At 62.5% G+C, this 25,579-nt stretch carries 21 protein-coding genes; 4 read left to right on the top strand and 17 right to left on the bottom strand.

Features of this window, described 5'->3' with window-relative positions:
* Position 1 precedes the first annotated feature (1 nt).
* From M5B96_RS20200 to M5B96_RS20190, 3 genes are all read right to left on the bottom strand, one after another.
* Positions 2–1,018, bottom strand: coding sequence for an ABC transporter substrate-binding protein (locus M5B96_RS20200; protein ID WP_248798630.1), 1,017 nt, complete (start codon positions 1,016–1,018; stop codon positions 2–4).
* A 105-nt stretch (positions 1,019–1,123) separates the two neighbouring features.
* A complete protein-coding gene (locus M5B96_RS20195) occupies positions 1,124–1,327 on the bottom strand; it encodes a hypothetical protein (protein WP_248798628.1) in 204 nt (67 codons plus the stop codon).
* On the bottom strand, positions 1,327–1,794 hold the full coding sequence (locus M5B96_RS20190) for a hypothetical protein (RefSeq protein WP_248798626.1): 468 nt from the start codon (positions 1,792–1,794) through the stop codon (positions 1,327–1,329). The genes M5B96_RS20195 and M5B96_RS20190 overlap by 1 nt, the downstream gene beginning before the upstream one ends.
* Before the next feature lie 516 nt (positions 1,795–2,310).
* Between M5B96_RS20190 and M5B96_RS20185 the strand changes: the two genes are divergently transcribed.
* Positions 2,311–2,712, top strand: coding sequence for a hypothetical protein (locus tag M5B96_RS20185; protein WP_248798624.1), 402 nt, complete (start codon positions 2,311–2,313; stop codon positions 2,710–2,712).
* 73 nt (positions 2,713–2,785) lie between these two features.
* Here M5B96_RS20185 and M5B96_RS20180 read toward each other — a convergent pair whose 3' ends face one another.
* The 12 genes from M5B96_RS20180 to M5B96_RS20125 form a co-directional block, all read right to left on the bottom strand.
* On the bottom strand, positions 2,786–4,210 hold the full coding sequence (locus M5B96_RS20180) for a methyl-accepting chemotaxis protein (protein WP_412548629.1): 1,425 nt from the start codon (positions 4,208–4,210) through the stop codon (positions 2,786–2,788).
* 412 nt (positions 4,211–4,622) lie between these two features.
* Positions 4,623–5,027, bottom strand: coding sequence for a TraR/DksA family transcriptional regulator (locus M5B96_RS20175; protein WP_100943636.1), 405 nt, complete (start codon positions 5,025–5,027; stop codon positions 4,623–4,625).
* Between the two features lie 264 nt (positions 5,028–5,291).
* A complete protein-coding gene (locus M5B96_RS20170; RefSeq protein WP_248798622.1) occupies positions 5,292–7,013 on the bottom strand; it encodes an AMP-binding protein in 1,722 nt (573 codons plus the stop codon).
* Between the two features lie 21 nt (positions 7,014–7,034).
* Entirely contained in the window at positions 7,035–8,333 is a 1,299-nt protein-coding gene (locus M5B96_RS20165; RefSeq protein WP_248798620.1) for an acetyl-CoA C-acetyltransferase, read from the bottom strand.
* Complete coding sequence (locus M5B96_RS20160; protein ID WP_248798619.1) at positions 8,330–9,226, bottom strand: MaoC family dehydratase; 897 nt, start codon at positions 9,224–9,226, stop codon at positions 8,330–8,332. Before M5B96_RS20160 ends, M5B96_RS20165 begins: the two co-directional genes overlap by 4 nt.
* Entirely contained in the window at positions 9,227–10,579 is a 1,353-nt protein-coding gene (locus M5B96_RS20155; protein ID WP_248798617.1) for a 3-oxoacyl-ACP reductase, read from the bottom strand.
* A 33-nt stretch (positions 10,580–10,612) separates the two neighbouring features.
* Positions 10,613–13,138, bottom strand: coding sequence for an acyl-CoA dehydrogenase (locus M5B96_RS20150; RefSeq protein ID WP_248798615.1), 2,526 nt, complete (start codon positions 13,136–13,138; stop codon positions 10,613–10,615).
* A gap of 352 nt (positions 13,139–13,490) precedes the next feature.
* Positions 13,491–14,930: an outer membrane protein transport protein gene (locus tag M5B96_RS20145; RefSeq protein WP_248798613.1), complete on the bottom strand. Its 1,440-nt coding sequence runs from the start codon at positions 14,928–14,930 to the stop codon at positions 13,491–13,493.
* Between the two features lie 121 nt (positions 14,931–15,051).
* Entirely contained in the window at positions 15,052–15,561 is a 510-nt protein-coding gene (gene praB / locus M5B96_RS20140; protein WP_248798611.1) for an alkane oxidation protein activator PraB, read from the bottom strand.
* A gap of 170 nt (positions 15,562–15,731) precedes the next feature.
* Positions 15,732–16,223, bottom strand: a complete 492-nt coding sequence (praA, locus tag M5B96_RS20135) for an alkane oxidation protein activator PraA (protein WP_248798609.1) — start codon at positions 16,221–16,223, stop codon at positions 15,732–15,734.
* 138 nt (positions 16,224–16,361) lie between these two features.
* On the bottom strand, positions 16,362–17,639 hold the full coding sequence (locus M5B96_RS20130; RefSeq protein WP_248798605.1) for an alkane 1-monooxygenase: 1,278 nt from the start codon (positions 17,637–17,639) through the stop codon (positions 16,362–16,364).
* A gap of 243 nt (positions 17,640–17,882) precedes the next feature.
* Entirely contained in the window at positions 17,883–18,875 is a 993-nt protein-coding gene (locus M5B96_RS20125) for an alpha/beta fold hydrolase (RefSeq protein WP_248798603.1), read from the bottom strand.
* Between the two features lie 253 nt (positions 18,876–19,128).
* Here M5B96_RS20125 and M5B96_RS20120 point away from each other — a divergent pair, with 253 nt between their 5' ends.
* The 3 genes from M5B96_RS20120 to M5B96_RS20110 are packed head-to-tail and all read left to right on the top strand — an operon-like array spanning position 19,129 to position 22,423.
* Complete coding sequence (locus tag M5B96_RS20120; RefSeq protein ID WP_248798602.1) at positions 19,129–20,679, top strand: flavin-containing monooxygenase; 1,551 nt, start codon at positions 19,129–19,131, stop codon at positions 20,677–20,679.
* A complete protein-coding gene (locus tag M5B96_RS20115; protein ID WP_248798599.1) occupies positions 20,676–21,581 on the top strand; it encodes an SDR family NAD(P)-dependent oxidoreductase in 906 nt (301 codons plus the stop codon). The genes M5B96_RS20120 and M5B96_RS20115 overlap by 4 nt, the downstream gene beginning before the upstream one ends.
* A 14-nt stretch (positions 21,582–21,595) precedes the next feature.
* The gene (locus tag M5B96_RS20110; RefSeq protein WP_248798598.1) at positions 21,596–22,423 is read left to right on the top strand and encodes a metal-dependent hydrolase; all 828 of its coding nucleotides are present in this window, start codon (positions 21,596–21,598) and stop codon (positions 22,421–22,423) included.
* A gap of 18 nt (positions 22,424–22,441) precedes the next feature.
* Here M5B96_RS20110 and M5B96_RS20105 read toward each other — a convergent pair whose 3' ends face one another.
* Both M5B96_RS20105 and M5B96_RS20100 read right to left on the bottom strand, forming a co-directional pair.
* Positions 22,442–23,587, bottom strand: a complete 1,146-nt coding sequence (locus M5B96_RS20105; RefSeq protein WP_248798596.1) for an HlyD family secretion protein — start codon at positions 23,585–23,587, stop codon at positions 22,442–22,444.
* Entirely contained in the window at positions 23,584–25,245 is a 1,662-nt protein-coding gene (locus tag M5B96_RS20100; protein WP_248798594.1) for an MFS transporter, read from the bottom strand. Before M5B96_RS20100 ends, M5B96_RS20105 begins: the two co-directional genes overlap by 4 nt.
* Between the last annotated feature and the right edge of the window lie 334 nt (positions 25,246–25,579).

Below are 25,579 nucleotides of genomic sequence, written 5' to 3'. Positions count from 1 at the left end.
GTTATTTGAGGCTGGCAGCGACCTTGTTGGCCACATCCACGGGCAGCCAGGCCTTCCAGACCTCAGGATGCTCCTTGAGGAAAGCCTCAGTCACCTTGCGTGGAGGCAGACGCTCCTCGCTCATTTTCGCCAGTGCCTGGTTCAATACATCAATCGGCAGGTCAACCTTGGAAAAAAATGCCAGCACCTGCGGGTATTGCGTCTTGAACGGCGTCGAGACGCCAATGCTCAGTTTCGAGGCCAGGGAACGGCTCGGCTTGGGGTCCGGATTTTCCGGGTCGGTCAGGGTCTTCCACGCTTCGGCGTCAAAGGCCGGCTCCTGCAACTGGACCAGCTTGAACTTGCCCAGCAGCGGCGTCGGCGACCAGTAATAGAACAGGATCGGTTTGCCCCGCCGGATCGACGAGGTGATCTCCGCATCCAGCGCCGCTCCGGAGCCGCTGCGAAAATTCACGTAACTGTCGCTCAGGCCGTAGGCCTTGAGCTTCTGCTGGTTGACGATTTCCGAGGTCCAGCCGATCGGACTGTTGAGAAAACGTCCTTTATCCGGGGACTCCGGGTCGCGGAAGACATCCTTGTAACGCGCCAGGTCCGCGACCCCATGCAGATCCGGCGCCAGGGGCTGGATGCCGCGCTCCGGATCGCCCTTGATCACGTACTCGGGCACCCACCAGCCCTCGGTGGCCCCCTTGACCGTATCGCCAATGGCCGCGACCTCACCCGCCGCTTCCGCCTTGACCCACACAGGGCTGCGGCCGGCCCACTCCTCGCCGATCACCTGGATATCATTCTTGGCCAGGGCCGTTTCCAGGGTCACGGTGGTACCGGGCAGCATATCGGTCGGCAGACCGTAACCTTTTTCGACGATATAGCGCAGGATGTCGGTGATCAGGCTACCGCTTTCCCAGTTCAGGTCGGCAAAGTGGATCGGCTGGGGAGCTGCCCGAACCGGAAGTGGCAAGACGTAGACACAGAGTAGCGCCAGGGCGCTGGCGAGCAGCGCGCGAAAATCTTTCATGGAATTACCTCAATCGCAGGTCGTCTATCGGCGAAAAATCCGAAAGCCCGGAAATATTCAGTCAGCTGAACTGTAGTAGAGGTTCCCGGATTGATGCACCCACGATTATTGAGTGCCTGGCGACTGAAGCTGCTGCAATTCGCGTCGGACCATGCTGACATACTCGGCAGGCCCCAGGGCATACAATTGCGCCGCGACCCAGTTGAGCCAGGCGCCCCGCAGTTCGGCCTTGCGCTCGAACAGCCGGAGGGCTTCGGCACTGGCCTGCAGCCTGTGCTGGCGATGGAACTCGGCCCGGCTCGAGTCCATTATTCGCTGGCCTTGAACGTCAGTTCGCCCTTGCGCCAGCGGGCAGCCTTCTTGGTCACGTCCTTGAGGGTCTTGCTCAAGGTGCCCTGCAATTGTTCGTGGGCGGCAAACACCATCACCACGGTATGCCCTTCCTTGAACACAATGCCATGGCCTTCCGGTACGGTGATATAGGCATAGTCACCCAGGCCATAGACCGTCAGTTTGATCTCGCGAAACTTGATGTCCAACTTGCCACCTTCGCGGCTGGGCAATACCGCGGCGCGGAAATGATCGCCGACTTTCAGCTCCAGGCGCTGCTTGTCATCGACCACCAGGGAGGTTTCGGTATCGATCTCGGCAATGTAGATGCCTTCGGCGGTTTGTTCGGTGATATAGACAAAACGCGATTGAAACTGCTTGACCAGCTTGGCCCGAAGATCACCCAGTACAAACAGTGCATGCATATCCAGATTACTGACTGCCAACGAAAAGTCCTCAAACTCGAAAAATGAAGCCGCCCGGCGAATGTCAGGCAACATAAAACGATCGGTCACTGCCGTCGGTTACCGGATAGAAAGCCCTGATGTTTGCCCGCGCGGCCTGGCGACGCTTACCGGTGCGCAGAAAGCCTAATGGATGCAAGGTCCCATGACTTCTGCGAAGTGTCATCAGCGCTTGAAGGAAAACACCGCATTGCACCGATCATGGGAAACCGGCAACTGAGTTTGCGAGGGAAGGCCTTCTTGAAAAAAAGTAATTTCCGACATGCAGATTGCAAAAAATGCCCTGGATGAAATCAGCCCCCGGGCACTGGAAGTGATTCTAGAACACGTCGGGGCATTCGGGCCAATCAAACTGCCCGTGGGCAGCATCTTACAAGACAAAAAGTACTCGAATGTGTCCAGTCTGTCGCAAATACCCTGCAGGAGCACCCGGGCGCAGCTACAGAACATGCCTCGGCGGTCGATAAACTGGCAAGCGTCATTCCCGGAGTATCGCCGATGATCAACTTGAATACTTCCTTGATCCCGTCCGCCTTCCTGCTGCCCTCAAGCGAAGACAGTGGCAGTTCCAACAGTCGTCTTGCATCTGACCCCTTGCTGGGCGCAGACAGTGGCTCGAATCTGCTGGGCGTCAGTTTGACGGGTAATGGCAAAGCGGCGAAAGAGCGGGTCAAGAAACTCCAGGCGCAGATCGAGCAACTACAGCAGAAACTGCGCAGGGCCAACGCCCAGCTCGCCGCAACCAAAAGTGCCCATCACCTCAATGCCTCGGCGCGCGAAGCCGCGGTCCAACCGGCCAAGGCCCAGGTCGCCGCCCTCGGCGCCGCGTTGAACGGCACCAGCACCGCGCTGTTCATGGCGGAAAAGCTGATGGCCGGGATGGTCGATACCTCGGCCTGAGTCAACCCACGGTCCGCGGTGTTTCAACGGACGCCTTCGCGGCAGTGCGGCGAAGGCGTCCTTGAGGACAGCATCAAGCCTTTTTGGGTGCGCCTTCCGGCTTATAACCCAGGCGCAACCCGCCCCAATGCCGGCCCTTGACCATGATCGGCACTGACAGATCATGCATCAGCTCACCCGTGTCGCGGGTGTAGGTCTGCAACAGCACTGCCTGCTGGTGACTGCCGCAGCGGATCCCCGTACGGTCATCGAACTTGCGCTTGGTCCGATTGTGCAGCGTGTCCTGCTGCGGATCGCCCGTCAGGGGCTGGCAGAACGCCTGGTTATGGGTCGGCACATAGCCCTGGGGCGTACAGGCAATAGCGAACACCAGGCCTTCGTGGCGGGCCAGCAAGGGCTCCTGGATCGCCGGCAGGACCTGATCGGTGTAACGGTCGAAACGCGTCTGGTATTTCGCCGGCGAGGTATTGGCGATCGGCAGGTAAGTACGATCGAACAGGTCGTCCAGACTGATGCGGCTCTGCTCGATATCCGCCTCGAACCGCGCGGCAATCTGTCCGGCACCTTCGCGGGCAAGGTCGTAGACCCGCTGGTGGTAATCATCCAGGCCGACCTCGGCCAAGCGCTGGCTGATGGTCTCGGCCTGCCCTTCCATCTGGATCGCCGCCTGGGTCAGGTGGCGGGTCTGCTGGTCGCTGACGGCCAGGTCGCCACGCATCTGTTCCACCGCCGTGAACAGACTCTCGAGTTGCTCGCGGTTGCTCTGCGCGCCACGGGCGATCTCGCCCACCTGCGCCTCGACACTGGCGGCCAGGCCGGCGATATTTTCCAGATGCCGGCCGGTATCCTCGACCTGCTCCACGCCGCCGTCCAGATCCTGGGCCAATTGGCGAATCTGTCCGACGACCTGGGTGGTGCGTTGCTGGATATCGGCCACCATGACCCCGACCTCATCGGTGGCCGTGGCGGTACGCCCGGCCAGCCCGCGTACTTCGTCGGCCACCACGGCAAAGCCGCGACCGTGCTCGCCGGCGCGCGCCGCCTCGATCGCGGCGTTGAGGGCCAGCAGGTTGGTCTGGCTGGCGATCGCCTGGATGACCAGGGTCACCCGCTGGATCTCCTCGCTGCGCAGGCTCAGGGCCTCGATCAGCTCGCGACTGGCATTGGCCTGCTGGCTGAGCCGGTGCATGCGACCGATGGACTCGGCCAACACCGCATGCCCTTCGGCGCTGCTGCTGCGTGCCTCACTGGCCGAGCCGAGGGCCTGCTGGCTCAATAGCGAGGTCGACTGCTCGGTGTGGATCACCCGTTCGGCACTGGCGACAATCTGCGCGGCGGCACTGAGCTGCGACTGCACCTTGCCGGCCAGTTGCTTGACTGAAAAGGCCACTCCGGCGGCGGACAGGGCGTTATGACTGGTGGTATGGGAGAGGTCGCGGGTCAATTGGCCCAGCGCATCGCCGCTGCTCAGCGCCGATAATGCCGGGGCCTGGCGCATGCGCAGACGTGGCAGCCAGACCAGCAACAGGGCCAGGGGCAGGCAAACGCCCAGGGGCCAGCCGGCAAAGGCCATGGCGGACAATAACAGCGCCAATCCGACGCTCTGTATCAACGGTGTAAGCCAGCGTCGCGCCGGTTTCGATTGCGCGTCCCCATGGGACACCGCCCCAGGCAGAATTCCTTCTCCAGACATGTACTTACCCACCGTGAGCTTCTAGTTGTTTTTTTGCATTAAACGCCACTATGGGGCCATTAGCCATGGTCCGTTAGTTGTAGGGCGTTCGCATCAACGATAGTCGCTGTGGGGCGGGTGTGGAGACGGTTTTACCGACAACGAGCGATGACGCGGCTTGACAGGGCCACCGCGTCATCCGGATCGCCGGCAGGCCGGCGCCCGCGAGGGACTGTGATCAGGCTTGGCGCTGATGCTTGTCGATCTGCTCGTGACGTTCCTGGGCTTCGATGCAGTACTTGGTGGTCGGGCTGATCAGCAGGCGCTTGAGGCCGATCGCCTCGCCGCTGTCGTCGCACCAGCCAAAGGAGTCGTCGTTGATGCGCAGCAGCGCCTGTTCCAGCTGCGGCAGCATGCGCTGGTCGCGATCGATGGCGTTCACCAGCCAGGTGCGTTCTTCTTCAACGGAAGCGGCGTCAGCCGGGTCAGCCGGAGTATCGAGACTCTCGATGGCAATACGGTTCTGCTCGATACGCTCGTGGGTTTCGACTTTCATCGCTTGCAACAGCTCGGTAAAGAAAGCCAGTTGCTCGGCGTTCATGTAGTCGTCCGCCGGCATGGCCAGCAACTTTTCCTTTGTCATTGATTTCTCTATAGAAAATACGTGCATTAAGGCGAATTAGGGAGCGTTCTGAACATCTGAGGGGATGCACAGAAAGGCGCCGTCCATTCCAAGCGCCACCCGGCACTCAATTTACGAGGGGCGGCAGTCTAAGGCCGAGTTATCGAGTCAGCAACTGAAATGACAGCAAAAACGTCCGATACGCCCACACAGGCGCTCTGGCGCCCGTCCCGTGGAGACGTATCGGAGTGTGTTTATAACAAGAAATTCGCCGCAAAGCGCCTGTTAAGGAGACAAATGGTCACGCAACGCGCGGCGGAGTACTTTACCCACGGTGGTCTTGGGCAGTTCCTCGGTACGAAACTCGACAATCCGCGGCACCTTGTAGCCTGTCAGGTACTCGCGGCAATGCGCCAGCAACTGCTCCTCGGTCAAGGCCGGATCCTTGCGCACGACGACGATCTTCACCCGCTCCCCGGTCACCTGATCGGCCACGCCGATGGCCGCCACTTCCGCGACAGCGGGGTGCAGGGCGACCACATCCTCGATTTCGTTGGGGTACACGTTGAAGCCCGAGACCAGGATCATGTCCTTCTTGCGATCCACCAGGCGAATGAAGCCCTGTTCATTCATCACCCCGATATCGCCGGTCGATAGCCACCCTGCCCGATCCAGCACCTGGGCGGTCTCCTCCGGCCGCTGCCAGTAGCCTTTCATCACCTGCGGGCCGCGGACCTGCAACTCGCCCTCCTCGCCAAGCTCGGCCAACTCGCCGTCTTCGCGCACGAAGCGCACCCAGGTCGAGGGCAAAGGTACGCCGATGGTCCCGCTGAAGTCGCCCTCACGCATCCGCGCGATGTCGATGGGGCTGATGCTGACTACCGGCGAACACTCGGTCAGCCCGTAGCCTTCGATGATCGGCACCCCGGTCACCTCTTTCCAGCGCCGGGCCACGGCGGTATGGGTGGCCATGCCACCGGCAATCGCCAGTTTCAGATCGGAAAAGTCCCGGGCGCGAAATGCCTGGTTTTCCAGCAGTCCGTTGAACAGGGTATTGACCCCGACAATACCGCTGAACTTCTCCTTGCGCAGGATCATCTGCACCCGCTTCACATCACGCGGGTTGGCGATCAGGATATTGCGCCCCCCCAGGCACATGAACATCAGGCAGTTCACCGTCAGCGACAACACGTGATACAGCGGCAACAGGGTGACATTGGTTTCCTGCTGGCCCTCATCCAGTTGATTGCCGACCCAGGCCTTGGCCTGCATCAGGTTGGCGAGGATATTGCGATGGCTGAGCATTGCGCCCTTGGCATCGCCCGTGGTGCCGCCGGTGTATTGCAGGAAGGCAATGTCATCGTGGGCCAGCTTGACCTTCCTGGCCTGCATCGTCGCGGCCTGTTTCATCAGCCGTGGAAAGCGGATCGCCCCCGGCAGATGGAAGCGCGGCACCTGTTTCTGCACATGCCGCAGCACGAAGTTCAAGGCCGCGCCCTTGAACGTCCCCACCAGGTCACCGATTGCCGCCACCACCACGTTTTTCAGCGCGCTGCCGGGCAACGCCTGCTCCAGGGTGTGGGCGAAGTTCTCGAAGATCACCACGGTCTCGGCACCGCTGTCCTTGAGCAGGTGGCGGAGTTCATGGGCGGTATACAGCGGGTTGACGTTGACTACCACCGCGCCGACCAGCAAGGTGCCGAACAGGCAGATCGGATATTGCAGGCAGTTGGGCATCATCAGCGCGACACGATCGCCCTTCTTCACCCCGCGGGACTGCAACCAGGCCGCGAAGGCAAAGGCGCGCCGCTCCCACTCGAGGTAGCCCATCTCAGTCCCGATGCTGACATAGGCCACGCGCTCGCGGTACTTCTCCATATGCTCGAGAAATACCTCGCGCAGCGACGGATAACGGTCGATCTCGCTTTCGATATCGGCGGGAACCCCCGGCAGGTAGGCACTCAACCAGATACGCTGGTCAACGCTGTGCAGGCTTGCGACGCTCATGGCTCTCTCCTTGTTGTAGTTTTATTTTTCGACAATGGCGGTCACACCCTGCCCGCCGGCGGCACATATGGAGATCAGTCCACGCCCCTGGCCGCGCTCGTCAATGGCCTTGGCCAAGGCAGCCAACAGCCGCCCGCCGGTGGCGGCAAATGGATGCCCGCAAGCCAGGGAGCCGCCATTGACATTGAGCTTGCCAGGGTCGATCGCGCCCAGGGCCGCGTCCAGGCCGAGGCGTTCACGACAATAATCGGGGTCCTCCCAGGCCTTCAGGGTGCAGAGCACCTGGGCGGCAAAGGCCTCGTGGATCTCATAGAAGTCGAAGTCCTGCAGTGTCAGGCCTTCGCGGGCGAGCATCCGCGGCACGGCATAGGCCGGCGCCATCAGCAGGCCCTCGGTGCCATCGACAAAATTCACCGCTGCGGTTTCGCCGGTACGCAGATACGCCAGCACCCGCTGATTGTTCGCCTGCGCCCACTCCTCGCTGGCCAGCAGGACCACCGAGGCGCCATCGGTCAGCGGCGTCGAATTACCGGCGGTCAGGGTGCCGTTACGTTTATCGTAAGCCGGCCCCAGGCCGGCGAGTTTCTCCAGACTGCTATCGGCGCGCAGGTTGTTATCGCGCGTCAGCCCGCGATAAGGGCTGATCAGGTCATCGAAGAAACCGCGTTGGTAAGCGGCCGCGAGATGTTGGTGACTGGCCAGCGCCAGTTGGTCCTGGGCCAGGCGACGGATCTGCCAGCGCTTGGCCATGTCCTCGCAATGCTCGCCCATCGACAGCCCGGTGCGCGGTTCGCCGTTGCGCGGCAGCAACGGTTTGAAGAACATCCCCGGACGGACCCCGAGCAGGCTGCGCAACTTGTCGCCCAGGCCCTTGGCCCGGTTGCTCCGCAGCAGGATCTGGCGCAAGGCTTCGTTGATCGCGATGGGCGCATCCGAGGTGGTGTCGGCGCCGCCGGCGATCCCGACCTCGATCTGCCCCAGGGCAATCTTGTTGGCCACCAGCAACGCCGCTTCCAGTCCCGTGCCGCAGGCTTGCTGCACATCGTAGGCCGGGGTCTGTGGCGACAGGGTGGTGGACAGCAGGGCCTCGCGGGCCAGGTTGAAATCCCGCGAGTGCTTGATCACTGCCCCGGCGGCGAATTCCCCCAGGCGCTTGCCTTCCAGGCCGTGGCGATCGATCAGCCCCTGCAGGGCGGCTACCAGCAGGTCCTGGTTGCTGTCCTCGGCGTAGACCGTGTTGGAGCGGGCAAACGGAATCCGATTGCCACCGAGGATGGCGACCCGGCGCACCGGTGCCGGGTTGAAACTGTAGGTACTCATGACCGATCTCCCCGGATAAAGAGTCCGCGCATATGCGGCTTGTCCCCTGCCCTGTCGCGCACTTCGAATTCATGCCGCATGCCGGTCGGCGGCAGATTCCACAGCGTGGCACCGCCGGGCAGGAAGATCGGCAGCTTGAACTCGCAGGTCAGCTCCGCGGCCGCCAGCGGGTACGGCGGTTGTTGCGCCGCCAGTGCCCGGCCCAGGGTCCACATGCCGTGGGCAATGGCCCGCGGAAAACCGAACAGGCGCGCGCCGAGCCACGAGCCATGGATCGGATTGTGATCGCCGGATATCCGGGCAAAACGCCGCCCCAGATCCGCCGGCAACTCCCAGCGCTGGGTGCGCACCAGGGCCGTTTCGTCGAACGCCAATACACCCTGCCAGGGTTCGCCGAGGGGCGCGGCCACCCCACGGCGCAGGTACAGGCTTTCGCTTTCCCAGACCTGGCCGCCGCCGCTCGTAGCCCGGCTGACAATCAACACCGCCTGGCCCTTGGGGTGCGCCACCCAGCGCTCGCAATGCACCTCCAGGCGCAAGGCCTGCCCGGCTTCCAGACGCTGGTACTGGCGAATGCGATTGGCCAGATGGACCATGCCGCTGGCCGGCCAGGGAAAGGCCGGACTGGTCAGCAGCAGCAAGTGCAATGGAAAGGCCAGGGTGTGGGGAAACGACAGCGGCACCCCGTGCTCCGGACGAAAACCGCAGGCCCGGGCGTAACGGACAATGTCCGCCTCCCGCAGCTCCACCGCCGGCCGCACCAGGCGCTCGTCGGGCAAGCGCGGCGGCCCCGCGAGCCTGGGCTTGCCCAAGCTGCGCAGACCGAGCCAGAGCAGGCGAGCGCCGGAAGGCGGCGGGTCGATCAGACGAATGCGCGGATCGGCTTTGATCATTCAGGCCCCCAGCAGGCTTTGCCCGCAGACGCGGACCACCTGTCCATTGATCCCGCCGGAAGCCGGATGCGCCAGCCAGGCAATGGTCTGTGCGACATCCTCGGGTTGCCCGCCCTGGCCGAGCGAACTCATCCGCCGCCCGGCTTCACGGATCAGCAACGGAATCTTCGCGGTCATCTGCGTTTCGATAAACCCCGGCGCCACGGCGTTGACCGTCACCTGCTGGCGTGCCGCCAACGCCGCCAGGCCCTGCACCAGGCCGATCACACCGGCCTTGGAAGTGGCATAGTTGCTTTGCCCCGGGTTGCCGGCGATCCCGGAAATCGACGAGACCCCGATAATCCGCCCGCCGGGGTTGATCGCCTGCCCCTCCAACAAGGCCGTGCTCAGGCGCAACGGCGCCTCCAGATTCACCGCCATGACCTTGTGCCAGGCGGCTTCGGTCATTTTCGCCAGGGTCTTGTCCTGGGTGATGCCGGCGTTGTGCACGACAATATCGAAGGCCCCCTGCTCGCCGGCAAATGCCAGCAGCTGCTCGGCCGCCTCCGGCGCGCTGATATCCAGGGCCAGCGCGGTGCCGCCGAGGGACGTCGCCACGCCCTGCAACTCGGCCTCCACTGCCGGAATATCCAGGCAGACCACCCGGGCCCCCTCGCCTGCCAGTGCCTGGGCGATGGCCAGGCCGATACCGCGACAAGCCCCGGTGACCAGGGCTCGCCGCCCGCTGAGCGGCTTGTCCCAGAGGATCTCCCTGGGCACGTCCACCGGTTCGGCGATCCGTACCACCTGGCCACAGACAAACGCCGAACGCCGGGACAGGAAGAACCGCAGGCTGCTGTCCATTTCCGCCTCGGCACCGGGTTCGACGTACAACAGTTGCGCGGTGATCGCCCGCCGCAGCTCCTTGCCGAGGGAGCGCACGAAGCCCTCCAGCGCCCGTTGCGCCACGGTCTGGGCCAGCGTCGTGCAGTGTTCTGGCGGCGTGCCGAGGACCAGCACCCGGCCATGGGCACTCAGGCGCCGGACATTGGCGTGGAAGAAGCGATACAACTCATCCAACTGCTGCACGTCAGCCAGGCCACTGGCATCGAACAGCAACCCGCGAACCTTGACCGTGGATGGCGCATCGATGCTCGCCGGGGCCGCCACCACGGTCTCGGTGGCGGCGAGGATCCGTTGCAGCTCGCCGGACAAGCGCCCCAGGGGCCCAGCCGCGAGCACCACCGGATTGAGCAGGTTGCCCGCCTGGCCCGGTCGATAGCGTTGCAGCGGCAGCGGTTGCGGCAGGCCCAGAGTACGGGCCAGCCAGTGGCCCCAGGAGGTATTGACGAATGAAAGGTAACCATCAGCCATGAATAGATTCCGATAAAAACCCGAGAAAAATCATCAGACAGGATTGCCCGCGGCGAGCCGACGCTTGTCCTGGCTCCTGTCGGCCTGGTCGATATGCGCCTGGCGCCGCTGCAACGCCTCCAGCAGACCAAAGTCCTGGGGAAAATCATCCACCTGGATCGCATGGTCGGCATATTCAACATAGCGCCCGAGCAGTTCGCCCTCCTCACCGCTGATCAGTTGCAAGTCCAGCGCCAAGGCCCGCCAAGGTCCGAATGCCTCGCGGGAGATCGGCAAGGGCTCGATCAGCCCCTGGCGCACGGCCGGTTTCAGGCGCGCTTCAATCCGCTCCACCTGGGGCAATAGCCGGAACGCCAGTTCACCATAGGCCAGCTTGTCGATATCCGGCTGCGGGATATAGGCGTCGGCCAACAGCCGGTCGCGGCTCTCGCCGGGGCTTTGCACCAGCTCGGCGACTTCGGCCAGCAGCCGGTCGGAGGGTTTGCGCAGAGTTATACCGAACGGAAACGCCAGGCCACGAATCACCCGGCTGGCCGCTTTCGAAGGATAATTGTCGAGGGTTTCGATCAGGGCTTCATGGGCCCGCCACAGGGCATCCTGAGCCGCCCAGTGCACCAGCGGCAGGTCCGCCCGCGGGCGACCGTCGTCATCGAAACGCTTGAGGACGCAAGACAGGATGTACAGCTGCGAGAGGATATCGCCGAGCCGTCCAGTGATGCTCTCCTTGCGCTTGAGGGCCGCGCCCAGCACCCCCATGGAAATATCCGAAGCCAGCGCCAGTACCACCGACAGGCGTTCGATCTGCCGATAATACGGGGCCAGGGCCGGGTCGCTGTGCGCCGGGGCCTTGAGCAGGCGACCCGCCGTCAAGCCGTGCACCGCGGCCCGCACGCTGTTGGCCAGGACAAAGCCGATATGGCCGAACATCGCCTGGTCGAAGGCGGCCAGCCCTTGAGGCCCCTGGGTGCGGGCCGCAACCATTTCACGCAAGACATAGGGATGACAGCGAATCAGCCCCTGGCCGTAGATGATCAGGCAGCGGGTCATGATGTTCGCGCCCTCCACCGTGATGGCTATCGGGCTTTGCTGGTAGGCCCGGGCCAGGAAATTGTTCGGCCCCATGCAGATGCCCTTGCCGGCGGCGATGTCCATGCCGTCGTTAACAATGGCCCGGGCCCGCTCGGTAACGTGGTACTTGGCGATGGCCGAGATCACCGAAGGTTTCTCGCCGGCATCCAGGGCGGCCACCGAGACCTTGCGCACCGCATCACAGGCATACAGATGACCGGCCATGCGCGCCAGCGGCGCCTGCACGCCTTCGAACTTGCCGATGGGCAGGCCGAACTGCTTGCGTATCGCGGCATAGGCCGTGGTGCCGCGCACGGCGACCTTGCCCAGGCCGACATTGGCCGAGGGCAGCGAAATCGCCCGGCCGGCGGCCAGGCATTCCATCAGCATGCGCCAGCCATTGCCGATCTGCTCACGACCACCGATCACCCACTCCAGGGGAATAAAGACCTGCTTGCCCTGGGTCGGGCCGTTCTGGAACACCGCATTGAGCGGCCAGTGCCGACGGCCGTGCTGTACCCCCGGATGGCATGTGGGGATCAGCGCGCAGGTGATCCCCAGGCTGCCCGGACGGCCCAGCAGGCCGTCGGGGTCTTCGGCGCGGAAGGCCAGGCCGAGCACCGTGGCGATCGGCCCCAGGGTGATATAGCGCTTGTCCCAGGTGACGCTGAAACCCAGCACTTCCTCGCCTTCGAAGGTGCCCTTGCAGACCACCCCGAGATCGGGAATCGCCCCGGCGTCGGAACCGGCATAGGGGCTGGTGAGGGCGAAACAGGGAATATCCTCGCCCCGCGCCAGGCGCGGCAGATAGTGCTGGCGCTGGGCCTCGGTACCGTAATGCAGGAGCAGCTCGGCCGGGCCCAGGGAGTTGGGCACCATGACCGAGATCGCCGCCGCCGAACAGCGGGTCGAGAGCTTCATCACCACCTGGGAATGGGCATAGTGGGAGAAACCCTTGCCGCCATATTGTCGGGGAATGATCATGCCGAGAAAGCCGGCATCCTTGGTGTATTGCCAGGCCTGGGGCGACAGGTCCTGCCAGACCTGGGTGGTTTCCCAATCGTTGGCCATGTCGCAGAGGGTTTCCACCTCATTGTCGAGAAAGGCCTGCTCTTCCGCGCTCAAGCCTGCCGGCGCGGCTGTCAGCAGGCGCTCCCAGCGCGGCTTGCCGCTGAACAGCTCGGCGTCCCACCAGACGGTCCCGGACTCGATTGCCGCGCGTTCGGTGTCGGACATGGCCGGCATGATCTGGCGGAACAGGACCAGGGCCTGGCGTGAGAGCAAGGCCCGGCGCAAGGGTTTGAGTGCCAGTACCACGCTAGGGACCAGCACCAGCACCGCGCTGATGGCAGTCCCCAGAGGCCCGACCGCGGCGCACAGATAACCGCCCGCCAACCAGGCCAGCACGCCCGCCAACCACAGGCCGGCGGACGCCTGCCGATATCCCAGGGCCAAGAACCCTGCCACTGCCAGCAACAACCAGAAAGTCATGCGCACACCTCTTTGAACATTCAGGAGACACCACGGCCCCAGCTACCGGATGACACTTCGCGCCAGCCATCGCCACGACGCCCGCTGCGTCTACCTTACAAAGAATTAAGTCGTTTTAAAATTATTTTTTAAATTAATATTTATCTGTCGACACAAACAAAAAAACCGATCGGATCGGTTCTTTTGGCGGATGCCTGGCAATCAAGGCGAAACACGCCCCTGTGGGCGCCGACTTGCTGGCGATGCGGCCGGCAAGCCTTGCATCGCCGGCAGGCCGGAGCCTACAGGGTCTGCGGCGCCCTGAAATATCTGGTGGCCACGAGGCCACCCGCCGCAACGACAGAGGTCTTTATCAGAACTTGTAGGTCGTCGACAGGCTGACCACGTCACCGGAGGCTTCCACCTTGCCGTTCAGTGTCGAGCCGCCCAGGCGATCCTGGTTATGGGTATTGATCGGGGAGTCTTTGACAAACTGGTGCGAATACGCACCGTCGAAGCTCAACCCCGGTATTTCCTTGACGGCATAACCAAAACCCAGGGAAGTGAACCAGCGATCGTTGTCCGGAATGCGCGGATCACGGGTCGAATCGCGGGTCGGGGTCTGGTCGAAAGCCACGCCGGCGCGCAGCGTCAGGCGATCCGTGAGTCGATAGTCACCGCCCACCGAGTACATCATCGAGTCCTTGTAGTTGTACGGAATGGCGATGAGGACATTGCCATCGGACTTCAGCGTCAGATCCGTGAACGACGACCACTGGGTCCAGGTCGCGCTGACCCCCAGGGTGAAACGGTCGTTGAACACATGCACCCAGTCGAGGCCGGCGGTGGCGGGAATATCGAGTTGGGTGGAAGCATCGGCCCCGTCCGGATTGAGTTTCAAACCCGGGTAGGCGAACTCGGTCAGGCTCTGACCATTGGGACCAAACGGCTGGGTGGTATACACCCTGCCGAGCGCATCGGCGTAGATATTGTATTTACCCTCCATCTTGTTCTTGATCTTGGCGTGATAATTCAAGCCCAGGGTATCTTGCTCGGTGGGCTTCCAGACGATCCCGGTAAACCAGCCGACGGAGGTGTTATCCACCTTGACCCGCATCAGGTTCGAGCCGATTCCCGATGGGATCGGCGAGCCAATGGCCGGGGACATCCCGGCGGCCCCCGTGAGGTTGAGGTTCTGACTGACAAAGCCGGTACTGTGTTGAACAATAATCCCGCCGCCTACCGAAAAGGCGTCGTTGACCTTGAACGACAGCGAGCCGGTCAGCCCGACGGTCTCGATCTTGGTATCCACGGCAAAGTCGCGGCCTTTCCAGTCGTCATCCCAGGTACTGCGCATACCCTGCGGGACAACCTGACTGAGACCGAAGGCGAGTCGATCATTGATCGGTATCACCAGGAAACCGGTCGGCAGCCAGGCCGTGAATCCGCCCTCGCCGCCATTTCCAGTGAGTGGCGTGGTGTCGCCGATAGTGCCATCGGGAAACACCGGTGTTTGTGAGGCCGGGTTACCCTGATAATCGGTCGCGGTGCCGCTGTACTTCAACTTGATACGCGCATAGTCAATCGTCATCTGGGCAACGTTCTGGTCAATGAAGGCCATGGCTGCCGGGTTGTTGTAAGCCGCACTAGGGTCATTCTTGAACAGCGAACCACCACCGAATGCCCGGCCCCAGCCCGGTGCACCGTAAGTCGGAGTAGAGAACCCCCCTGCTTGCGCAGGCGTCCCCGTGATCAAACCACCCAGCAATGCCAAGCCCAAGAGTGCCTGAACCTGCTGTTTTTTATTATTCATGCCCTACTCCTTATTATTATCTGGCGCGACCGACCTCATCGGTCTGATGGCCGCGGCAGGCACCTCTTGCGAGGCGCCCGCCTTTTAACGGGTGATCAGCCCTTCACGGAAAAAGCCGGTGTTACGGAACAATCGTCAGCGCAACTGGAGTGGTTGCCACGTTGAGCGTCAGCGAGCTCACGGTGCAACCACCGCTCAGTGCGCCACTGCCGGTCAGGGTGTGTGCGGTTGGGTCCCAGACCAGGCCGGTCAGGGTCGAAGGGCCGCAATTGGTCGAAGGAATCGAGGCAATGGTGTAGCCAACCCCACTGGCATCGGCGGTGGTCAGCGAGGTTGCGGTCAATACCCAGCCCGGCGACGGGATGTTCTTCAGCACTGGGACGCCACACAGGCCACCGCCGGTCAATGACGCACCGGTCACAGTGGCGACACCCGAAGTGACATTACCGCTGAAGGTAATACCGCAAGTCACAGGTGCACCAAACGAAGAGGGAGACTTCACCACGATAGTGCCAGAGGCAAGAGAGGCGTAAGTTCCGTCCGGGCTGAACTTGGCAGCGTTAGCCATGGATGCCGCGCCTAAGCAGACAGCAATGGCAGTGAACGATACAAGCGTTTTGATGCCTTTCATTGTTGTTATTCCTCACATGTTATGGCGATTCGTTTCGCCGGGGATAATGGCCGTTAACGGACAACACGGAGTATCACGACAGCAACAGCGACCGAGCTTCCCTTTCCAGCCAAACTTTGAAAATCCACTGGGTAACTTTTTAACGCCAGTTCAACAACGCGTTATTCAATTCAGGGCAGCACCCGAAAGTTCGCCGGCATCTGGATCGACACCGTCTTGATGGTGCAACCGCCGTCCAGCGCCACATCGGCCGCCTGGAGTTTTCCACTGCTGTTGTTCCAAGTGCCGTGCGCCGTGCTCGGCCCACAGTCGCCCCCGACGAACGGGGCATGCACCGTGACCTGGATACCGGACATCGAACCGCTCCCGTCATCCTTGGCCACCAGCTTCCAGGGCAGGTGCGTGGCCTCGACCTGGCCGCACTTCAAACCACCGTCGAAACCGACTTTCTCCACACTGGCGTAGCTGCCGTCGGCGCTGATCCGGCCGCTGACTTCAATGGTGCAGTCAGCGTTGATGATGCTCTTGGCAAAACTGATCGGGCCCTTGGCGCTGAACTCGCTATTGGCCGGTTCCATCCGCGCGGCGGCAAACGCCGGGGCCACGGCCGAAAATCCCAGCAGTACCGCAAGTACCCGAACAGTTAATAGAACTTTGTCCATGGTTGACGTCCCTTCTGCTACTTATTGTTGTTTTATCGGTCAACTTCATCTTTCATTCGGGGCACTTCCGCCAAACGCGGCGTGAGTTTTCCCGTCATGCCCACCATCAAGTGTCGGCATGTTCCTTGAACGTTCTATTCAATCGCTGTGGCGCGTACCGTAGCGTCTCAATAAGTCCACGCGCCTGGAAGGTTGCAAGTTGGCCAGGCGTACATTGCCCTCATAGTGCGCCACGACCCGGTGATCCATCAGTCGCCGCCAGAAAAACGGTATATAAGCCCAGACAATCATGCTCGCGTATCCATAAGGCAGTTGCGGCGACTCATCAAAGTGACGCAAGGCTTGATAACTGCGCGTCGGATAGGCGTGGTGATCGGAATGCCGCTGAAGTTGAAAGAGGAAGATATTGGTGACAATCCGGTTGCTGTTCCAGGAGTGCCGCGGCGAACAGCGTTCATAACGGCCATTGGGTAATTTCTGGCGCAACAGGCCGTAGTGCTCGACATAGTTCACCACTTCCAGCAACGAGAAACCGTAGATGCCCTGGATCAGCAGGAAGGGAACCACCGCGCTGCCCAGCCACAGGATCAAACCGCCCCACATCACCACGCTGAACATCCAGGCTCCAAGCACGGCATTTTTCCAGTGCAGGCTTGGCAGCCCCAGTTTGCCCAGCCGATCGCGCTCCAACTGCCAGGCCGAACGCAGGCTGTGGTATACCGAGCGCGGCAGGAAGCACCAGAAACTTTCACCCAGGCGCGAGCTGGCCGGGTCTTCCGCAGTGGCGACCCGCACATGGTGACCACGATTGTGCTCGACGAAGAAGTGCCCATAGAAGGTCGGCGCCAGGGACAACTTGGCCAGGAACTGCTCCAGCGGCCGGGTCTTGTGTCCCAGTTCATGGGCAATGTTGATGGCGATCCCGGTGGCAGCCCCGGTGGACATCGCCATGCCCAGGTAGGTGAAAGCACTGACACTGCCATGCACCTGGGCACGCTCGGTGACGTAGGCCAGCAGTGTCGCCAGTCCGCCGTGCAAGGACAGGGCTTCGCTGAGCCGTGACAGGCCACCGCCGCTCAGCCAGTCGATGCCGCCGGCCGCGAACCAGGCAGTGCTGATCATCGACAGCGTGACCAGGGCCACGCAACTGTAGATGATCCAGCGGTAGTAGGCTTGTTTCTCAAGATCCGGAACCACGGTTTCCGGCGGGTTGCTGCGGTCTTCGCCGAGCAGGCCGTCGATCATCGGGATCAACCCGAAGATCACCAGCACCCCGCTCCACCACAGGGACTGGATGCCGGTGGTCAGGGCAAACACGCCGGACAGCAGTGGCGTGGCCATCGGCAACGCACCGAGCCACCACAGATGCCGCTTGCCATCGGTCCAGACCCCAGGTGCCGCCAGGGAAACACTCATGGCAGACTCCGCGGCATCGAAACGACAGTTGGGCAGCGTGCCGCATGCTGGGCAGGCAGGGACAAAACAAATGCGTCAGAAAGCGTTATTTTCATTATTTTAATCGCTCAATTGCACTTTTAAAAAAAACATTCAAAACATTTTTTTAAATATTTAGCCTGATTCCGTTAGCTCGTCAACTATTTTCTTGCGGATTTTTCAACGTCGCTCACAGGACCGTCGGCCAGCCTGGGCACCGCCCGATCAGGAGGTCCCCTGCACCGCGGTTGCCGGGTTCGAGGCGAGAGATTGGCGGGGTTGGGTGCGCAAGGCGATATCCCGAACCAGCTCGACCACCGGCTCCACGGCGGTGACCGGCAACATGTGCCCGCCCCCCTCGACGATCTCCAGGCGCAGGCCTGGTAGCTTGCCGAGCATCGATTCACCATGCTTGCGCACACTCAGTACGCGATCCTGGCTGCCATAGATCAGGCCCACCGGCAGCGTCAATTGCGGGTAACGCCGGACCATGTCCGGCAAGTGCTGGTTGACCGTGGCAATCTCGCTGGAGGCGCAATAGAAGTTGTTGCTGCGCAGGCCCAGCAGCCCACCACCGCGCACGGCAAAATCATCGGGCGGCAATTCGGGAGCGAACACCGCCCTGATCAGGGCCTTGCGTCCGAGCAACCCGACGGGCGCGGCCAGGACCTGCGCGAACCAACGCCGCAACCACGCTGGCCTCACCCCCAGCGACAGAAACACCGGGGGCAGGAGGAGCTGGGGATGGGTCAATGGCGCCACCAGCACCAGGCCGCAAACCGATTGCGGATGATCCAGCGCCAGGGACAAGGCCAGGGCGCCACCGAGGGAATGCCCGAGTATCAAGGGCCGGCCGAGGCCCAACTTGCTGATGAACTCGGCGATCAGACAGGCCTGGGCAGGGATATCGACCCCCGCGCCCGGATGACGGGAGGAGTAGCCGGAGCCGGGACGGTCCAGGGTGATCACCCGGAACTGTTCACGCAACCGCGGCGACAAGGCATAGGTCAGGTTGCGCCCACAGCCGGACAGCCCGTGGATCATCAGCAGGGCCGGGCCGCTACCCTCGTCCACGTAATGAATCCACTCCCCGCCCACCTCGATAAATCGCCCCTCGGGTGGCACCGCGGCTTCGATATTGCGGTTGATCCGCGAACTGATGGCCCACAGCGCCGCATTCGCCGCCGCAAAAATGCCAATCCCGACGCCCCATCCCATTGCCCGCTCCTCGCGTCCCTGCCTCGACGCGCGGAGCCGGGATTGGCTGCCACCTCGAGAATCGCCTACACCTCATAAACCGGCCCATCGGTCGGATGAGGCGCCAGGGTTCGGCAGAACACTAGCGTAGGCGATATTTTCAGGTAAGTTATTTAAATTAATTTTTAAAACATTTAGTTTAATCATGCAATGCTGAGTATTGATCCAGCGCTACCGTTCGACCGCAGGCGCCGCCACCCTTGAGGTACAGAGCATGAATGCGTACTCGTCACCGCCGCCAGACAGTGAAGCCGTCGATATCGCGATCATCGGCGCGGGCTTTGCCGGACTGTGCATGGCGATCCGCCTGAAGCAGGCCGGCATCAGCGACTTTTTCGTCGCCGAACGGGCCGGGAGCCTGGGCGGCACCTGGCGCGACAACCACTATCCGGGCTGCGCCTGCGATGTGCAGTCACATGTCTATTCCTTCTCTTTCGCGCCCAATCCGCACTGGAGCCGACAATTTGCGCCGCAGGCGGAAATCCGCGCCTATCTGGAGCGTTGCGCGGCGGATTTCGGCATCGCCGCACATCTGCGTTTCGGCATGGCCCTGAGCCATGCGGCATTCGACGAAAGCCGCCAGCGCTGGGCGTTGAGCTTTGCCGACGGGCGCCAGGTGTCGGCCCGGGTGCTGATTTCCGGCATGGGCGGGCTCTCGCGCCCCGCCCTGCCGGATATTCCGGGGTTGGCCGACTTCCAGGGTAAAAGCTTCCACTCCCAGCACTGGGACCACGACTATGGGCTGGAAGGCAAACGGGTCGCGGTGATCGGCACCGGGGCCAGCGCGATCCAGTTCGTGCCGCAGATCGCCCCACGGGTCGCGCACCTGAGCCTGTTCCAACGCACACCGCCATGGATCCTGCCCAAGCCGGATCGCCAGCTGTCGCCAGCCGAACGCTGGCTGTTCAGGCACCTGCCCTTTACCCAGCGCCTGGCTCGCTCGGCCATTTACTGGGCCCTGGAAAGCCGAGTGATTGCCTTTGCCCGCTATCCGAAGTTGATGAAGCTGGTGCAGAAAATCGCCGTGCGTCATCTGCACCGACAAGTCGCCGCGCCGACGCTGCGCCAGACCCTGACGCCCGACTACACCATCGGCTGCAAACGCATCCTGATCTCCAACGATTACTATCCGGCACTGGCGCGCAGCCATGTGAAAGTGGTCAGCCAGGCGGTGACACGGATCGAGGCCGACGCCGTGGTCACCGCCGACGGTGTCCGCCACCCCGTCGACTGCCTGATCTTCGGCACCGGCTTCCAGGCCACCGAACCCTTGCCCCGAGGACTGATCAGCGGGCGCAACGGCCTCGACGTCCTCGATGCCTGGGCCGAAGGCGCCCACGCCTACCTGGGCAGTTGCCTGCCGGGCTATCCGAACTTCTTCATGATCATCGGCCCGAACACCGGGCTGGGACACAACTCGATGATCCTGATGATCGAGGCCCAGGTCGCCTACATCCTTCAGGCCCTGGAGCAGATGCGCAACCAACGGATCGAAACCCTGGAGGTCAAGCCCGAAGTGGAGCGCCGCTACAACGAGCGACTCCAATTGCAGTTGCAGCGCGCGATCTGGTCAACCGGTGGCTGCCGCAGCTGGTACCTGGACCCACGTACCGGCAAGAACACCACCCTCTGGCCCGGCTCGACCTGGCGTTTCCGCCAGGTTACCGGCCATTTCCAGCTCAGCGACTATCGGGTCTCGGCCCGGATATCCCCGCATCCGGAATCGGCCCCCGCTCAAACACAATCCCCACGAGGCCGCCCATGAACACATTCGCCGGCAAGGTAGCGGCCATTACCGGGGCCGGAGCCGGCATGGGCCGCGCCCTGGCCGTTGCCCTGGCCCGCGAAGGCTGCCATCTGGCCCTGGCGGACAAAAATCCCCAGGGCCTGGCGCAAACCCTGGAGCTGGCCAGGGCCGCCGCGCGGCTGCCACTGCGCATGACCACCCGGGTACTCGATGTCGCCGAACGCCAGGCCCTGTTCGACTGGGCGGCCACCACGGCCGCCGAACATGGCGCTGTCAACCTGGTGTTCAACAATGCCGGGGTGGCGCTGTCAAGCACCATCGAAGGCATGAGCCAGGAAGACCTTGACTGGATCGTCGGGATCAACTTCTGGGGTGTGGTTCATGGTACCCAGGCCTTCCTGCCGTATCTCAAACAGACTGGCAACGGCCACATCATCAACACTTCCAGTGTCTTCGGCCTGTTCGCCCAACCGGGGATGAGTGCCTACAACGCCACCAAGTTCGCCGTGCGCGGCTTTACCGAATCGTTGCGCCAGGAGCTGGACCTGCTGGACTTCGGCGTCTCGGCCACCTGTGTGCTCCCTGGCGGCATCAAGACCGATATCGCCCGCTCCAGCCGCATCCGCGACAACCTCGAGGGCTTGCTGATCGACAATGAGGAACAGGCCCGGGCGGATTTCGAAAAGTTCTTCATCACCGATGCCGACCAGGCGGCCCGGACGATCCTCCACGGCGTGCGGAAAAACCGCCGGCGGGTGCTGATCGGCCGCGACGCCCAGGCCCTGGACTGGTTGGTTCGCCTGCTGCCCAGCGCCTATCAGGCGCTGGTGGTGTTCGTCACCCGGCGGGTCTCGCCCCTGGGTAAACGCAAGACCCGGCCCGGCGCCCACGACGCCAAGGACCCGGGCGGTGTCAATTGAAAGGAGTAGCTGCCATGTTGCCCGTGCGCCGAGATGTCCGTGTCGACCTGCCCGCCGAACGTGCCAAGGACTGGCATGCCCAGGGGCCGTGGGTCACGCATTTCTTCAATGCCCTATCCTTGCTGTTTCCCTCGGGCGAGCTGTTTTTCATGGACAGCGTGCGCCATTACCGCAATCGGGTGCATGACCCCGAACTCAAGCGCCAGATCCAGGGTTTCCTCGGCCAGGAAGCCATGCACAGCCGCGAGCACCTGCGCTACAACGACATGCTGCAAGCCGCCGGCCTGCCGGCGCACAAGCTCGATCGACGCTTGCGGATGATTCTCGATTTCCAGAAGAAGTACTTCCCGCCGGCCTTCAACCTGGGCATCACCATTGCCCTGGAGCATTACACGGCGATGCTCGCCGACCTGATGCTGCGCGACCCGAGCCGCTTCGGCGACTCGGTCGAGGGTTATCGACAGATGTGGATGTGGCATGCACTGGAGGAGACCGAGCACAAGTCGGTGGCCTTCGATGTCTGGAATGCTGCGCTCAAGCCGGGACTGGGGCGTTACCTGATCCGTGTCGGCAGCATGCTGAGCACCACGCTGATGTTCTGGCTGGTGGTGTTCGACTTTCATCTGCGCCTGTTGATCGCCGACCGCAAGGCCGGTCATCAGTTACAAGGGTGCTGGAGCATGCTGAAGTACCTGTTCGGCCGCCATGGCGTGTTTCCGCGCATCGCCCTGCCCTGGCTGGACTACTTCAAACCGGGTTTCCATCCCTGGGACCATGACAACCGCGCGCACCTGCAACGCATTGATGCCCTGGTCGCAGCGATGGATAACCACCGTCCCTGACGGGAGAGCCCTGCCTGATCAGTCCGACGCCACCGGCTGGACCTGACTGGCGGTATCGATGCTCACCACCACCGACAGCCCCGGGCGCAGCCGATCGAGCTCCTCCTGCCCCGGGTCGACAATGATCCGTACCGGCACCCGCTGGGCGATCTTGACGAAGTTGCCGGTGGCGTTATCGGCCTGCAACAGACTGAACTCCGAACCGGTCGCTGGAGCAATGCGCTGCACCCGACCAGTGAAGCGGCGATGATTGAGGGCATCGACGGTAAAACTTGCCGCCTGGCCCACGCGCACTGCCGCCATCTGGGTTTCCTTCATATTGGCAATCACCCAGTGCCGCTCCGGCACCAGGGCCATCAACTGCGCGCCGGAGTTCACGTAGGCTCCCAGGCGGACCCCGATCTGACCCAACTGACCGTCCCTGGGCGCGGTGATCCGGGTATTCGACAGGTCGATCCGGGCCAACTCCACCGCCGCCTCGGCGTTACTCACCGCGGCCTCCAGCGAACCACGGTTGACCAGCACGGTTTGCAGGTCCTGACGGGAGATATCCAGCGCCGCCCGCGCCTGGGTCACCGCCGCGTCCGTCTGCGCATGGTCGGCACGGGTCACGTCGAGCTCACGCCGGGACACCGAGCCATCGGCGATCAGCGCTTCATTGCGCTTGAGGTCGGCACTGCTCTTGAGCACCTGGGCGCGACTGTTGTCGAGCGCCGCCTGACGTTGGGCAATGGTCGCCTCGGCACTGCGCCGCTGCTGCAGGTTGTTGGCCAGGGCGGCTTTCTGCACGTCCAATTGGGCCAGTGCCTGGTCCAGCCGCTGCTTATAAATGCGGTCATCGAGGCGCACCAGCAGGTCGCCGGCCTTGACGAACTGGAAGTCCTGCACCGGCACCTCGAATACATAGCCGCTGAGCTGCGGGCCGATCAGCGTCACCTGGCCACGAACCAGGGCATTCTCGGTACTTTCGATGGCACTGCCGAACGGCGGCAGTTGCCAGGCATACAGCACGATCAACACGCCGCTGATGGCGATCGCGGCAAAGCCCAGGGACGAGACGATCCGCACCCCCAGCGACCTCGGTTCGGTGGACGAGGCGCCGACTGGAGTGACCCCTTCGGGGGTAGCGGCAATGGCATTGGTCGTGGTCGCAGGTTCGCTCATCGTGACGGGGTACCGCTGGTAAGAGTGGAAGACGGGGTGTTGCGGGTAATCTTCTGGTTCATGCTGAGCAACCACAGGCTGCGGGTAAAGATCCACAGCATGGTCAATACCGCGATCACCGCGATCAACATGAACACATCGTTATAGGCCAGGATATTCGCCTCGCGGGTCGCCGACGCGGCCAGGGCCTGCATGCCCTGGGTGGTGCGCGCCGACGGATCGAAAATCACCCCGGCGTAGGCCGCGCTGCTGCCTTGTAGACGCGCGGCCACTTGCGGATCGATCAGCGTCAGGTGTTCGACGATGCTACTGGAGTGGAATTTCTCCCGCACCACCTGGAAGGTGCCCAGCAAGGCGGAGCCGATCAGCCCGCCGAGATTGTTGCAGATCCCGAACAATACCGAAAAACTCACCAGGTTACGCGGGTTGGTCATCACGTTACGGGTACCCAGGGCCATGGTCGGACCGAGGAAAAAGGTTCCGCCGAAGGCCAGCAGGAACTGGCTGGCATACATGTTGGCCGGGCGCGTCAGGTTGCTGGAGAAGCTATCCATGGACGAGCCGAGCGCCATCAGCGCCAGGGAAATGACCAGCGGCTTGAACAAGTGATCGGGATGGATCGTCAAGGCACTGGCCGCCAGCCCGGCGATGCTGCCCAGCAACATCACCGCGTAGAGACTGCGCATCTGCTCGCTGCCCATGTTCAAGGCCTGGAGAAAGCCCACCGCGCCGGTGGACTGCTCGGACAACACCATGCGAATCAGGATCACCGCCAATCCCAGGCGGATCATCGCCCCGCTGCCCAGCCAGCGGGTCATCAGCATCGGGTTGCTGCGGTTGTGCTCAATCGCCAGCCCGGCGAGGATCAACACGATCGAGGCCGCCGAGGCCAGGCCAATCCAGGGCGCCTCCAGCCACCAGTCGATCCGCCCCAGCGAGAGCACCGCACAGAGCAGTGCCACGCCGCTGGCGAGGATGGCGAAGGTCAGGAAGTCGAGTTTCTCAAAGGTCTTGAAACGGTCGCCCGGCGGCAGCTTGAGCAGGAACACACAACCCAGGGCCGCCAGCGCCAGCCCCAGTTCGAACAGATACAGGCCGCGCCACTCGGCGATCTGCAACAGGTCTTCGGAAAACAGCCGGGCCAGAGGCAACGCCAACTGCGAGGTGCCCAGGCCCAGCACCAGGGCCTTGAGCCGCCATTTCGCCGGGAAAGCCTGGATCATGTAATACAGCCCCAGGGAGCTCAGGGCCGCGCCGACCATGCCGTGGGCCGCGCGCACGGCAATTGCCGAACTCAGGTCATTGACGAACAGATGGCCGAAGGTCACCAGCGCATAGAGCACCAGGAACACCTCGGTGAAGGCTCGCAGGCCGAATTGCTGGCGAAATTTCACCAGCAACAGGTTCATCGAGACGTTGGTCATCACGTACGCCGCCGGCAGCCAGGCGATTTCCGCGGTGGTCGAGCCGAGGGCGCCTTGCAGGTACGGCAAATTGGCGATAACCAGCGAGTTGCCCAGGCCACCGGTCAGGGCCACCAGCAGCCCGACCATGGCATAGGCCCAGCGCCTGGGCGTGGAATGTAACGGCGTCGATGGCGATCCGGGCAGGCTGGGACGCTCATGGGGCTGCCAGTCGTGCGACGCGTAGTGGTTCATCGGGGCCCTGCTCCAAACAGCGGAAGGCGAGTCGCTATAAGCGCACGCACAGATTACCTGAATCGCCGCTGTCTATTGAGCAAAAACAACGGGATGTTCATCTGTTATTCATAGGCTTTTCACATTTGGACGTTTACCGTAGAATCCTGCCCGCGCTCCGGGCCAGGGAACTGATAAAAATCATGAAGATAACGCTGTTATGCAGCTTTGACATTTCATTTTTTTAGGCTTTAATCGCCGCATGTCTTTTATTACCCCTGTATCATCCCACGGTCATGCCTTTATGCTTGCCCGCATAAAAGGCATCGTTCATTGTGCCTGAGCGTTGAGTCCG

Origin of the sequence: Pseudomonas sp. MWU13-2105, assembly GCF_023242315.1 — a bacterium.
GTDB lineage: Bacteria > Pseudomonadota > Gammaproteobacteria > Pseudomonadales > Pseudomonadaceae > Aquipseudomonas.
The sequence above is the reverse complement of the archived record's forward strand: the minus strand, read 5'-3'. Positions and strand labels throughout refer to the sequence as shown.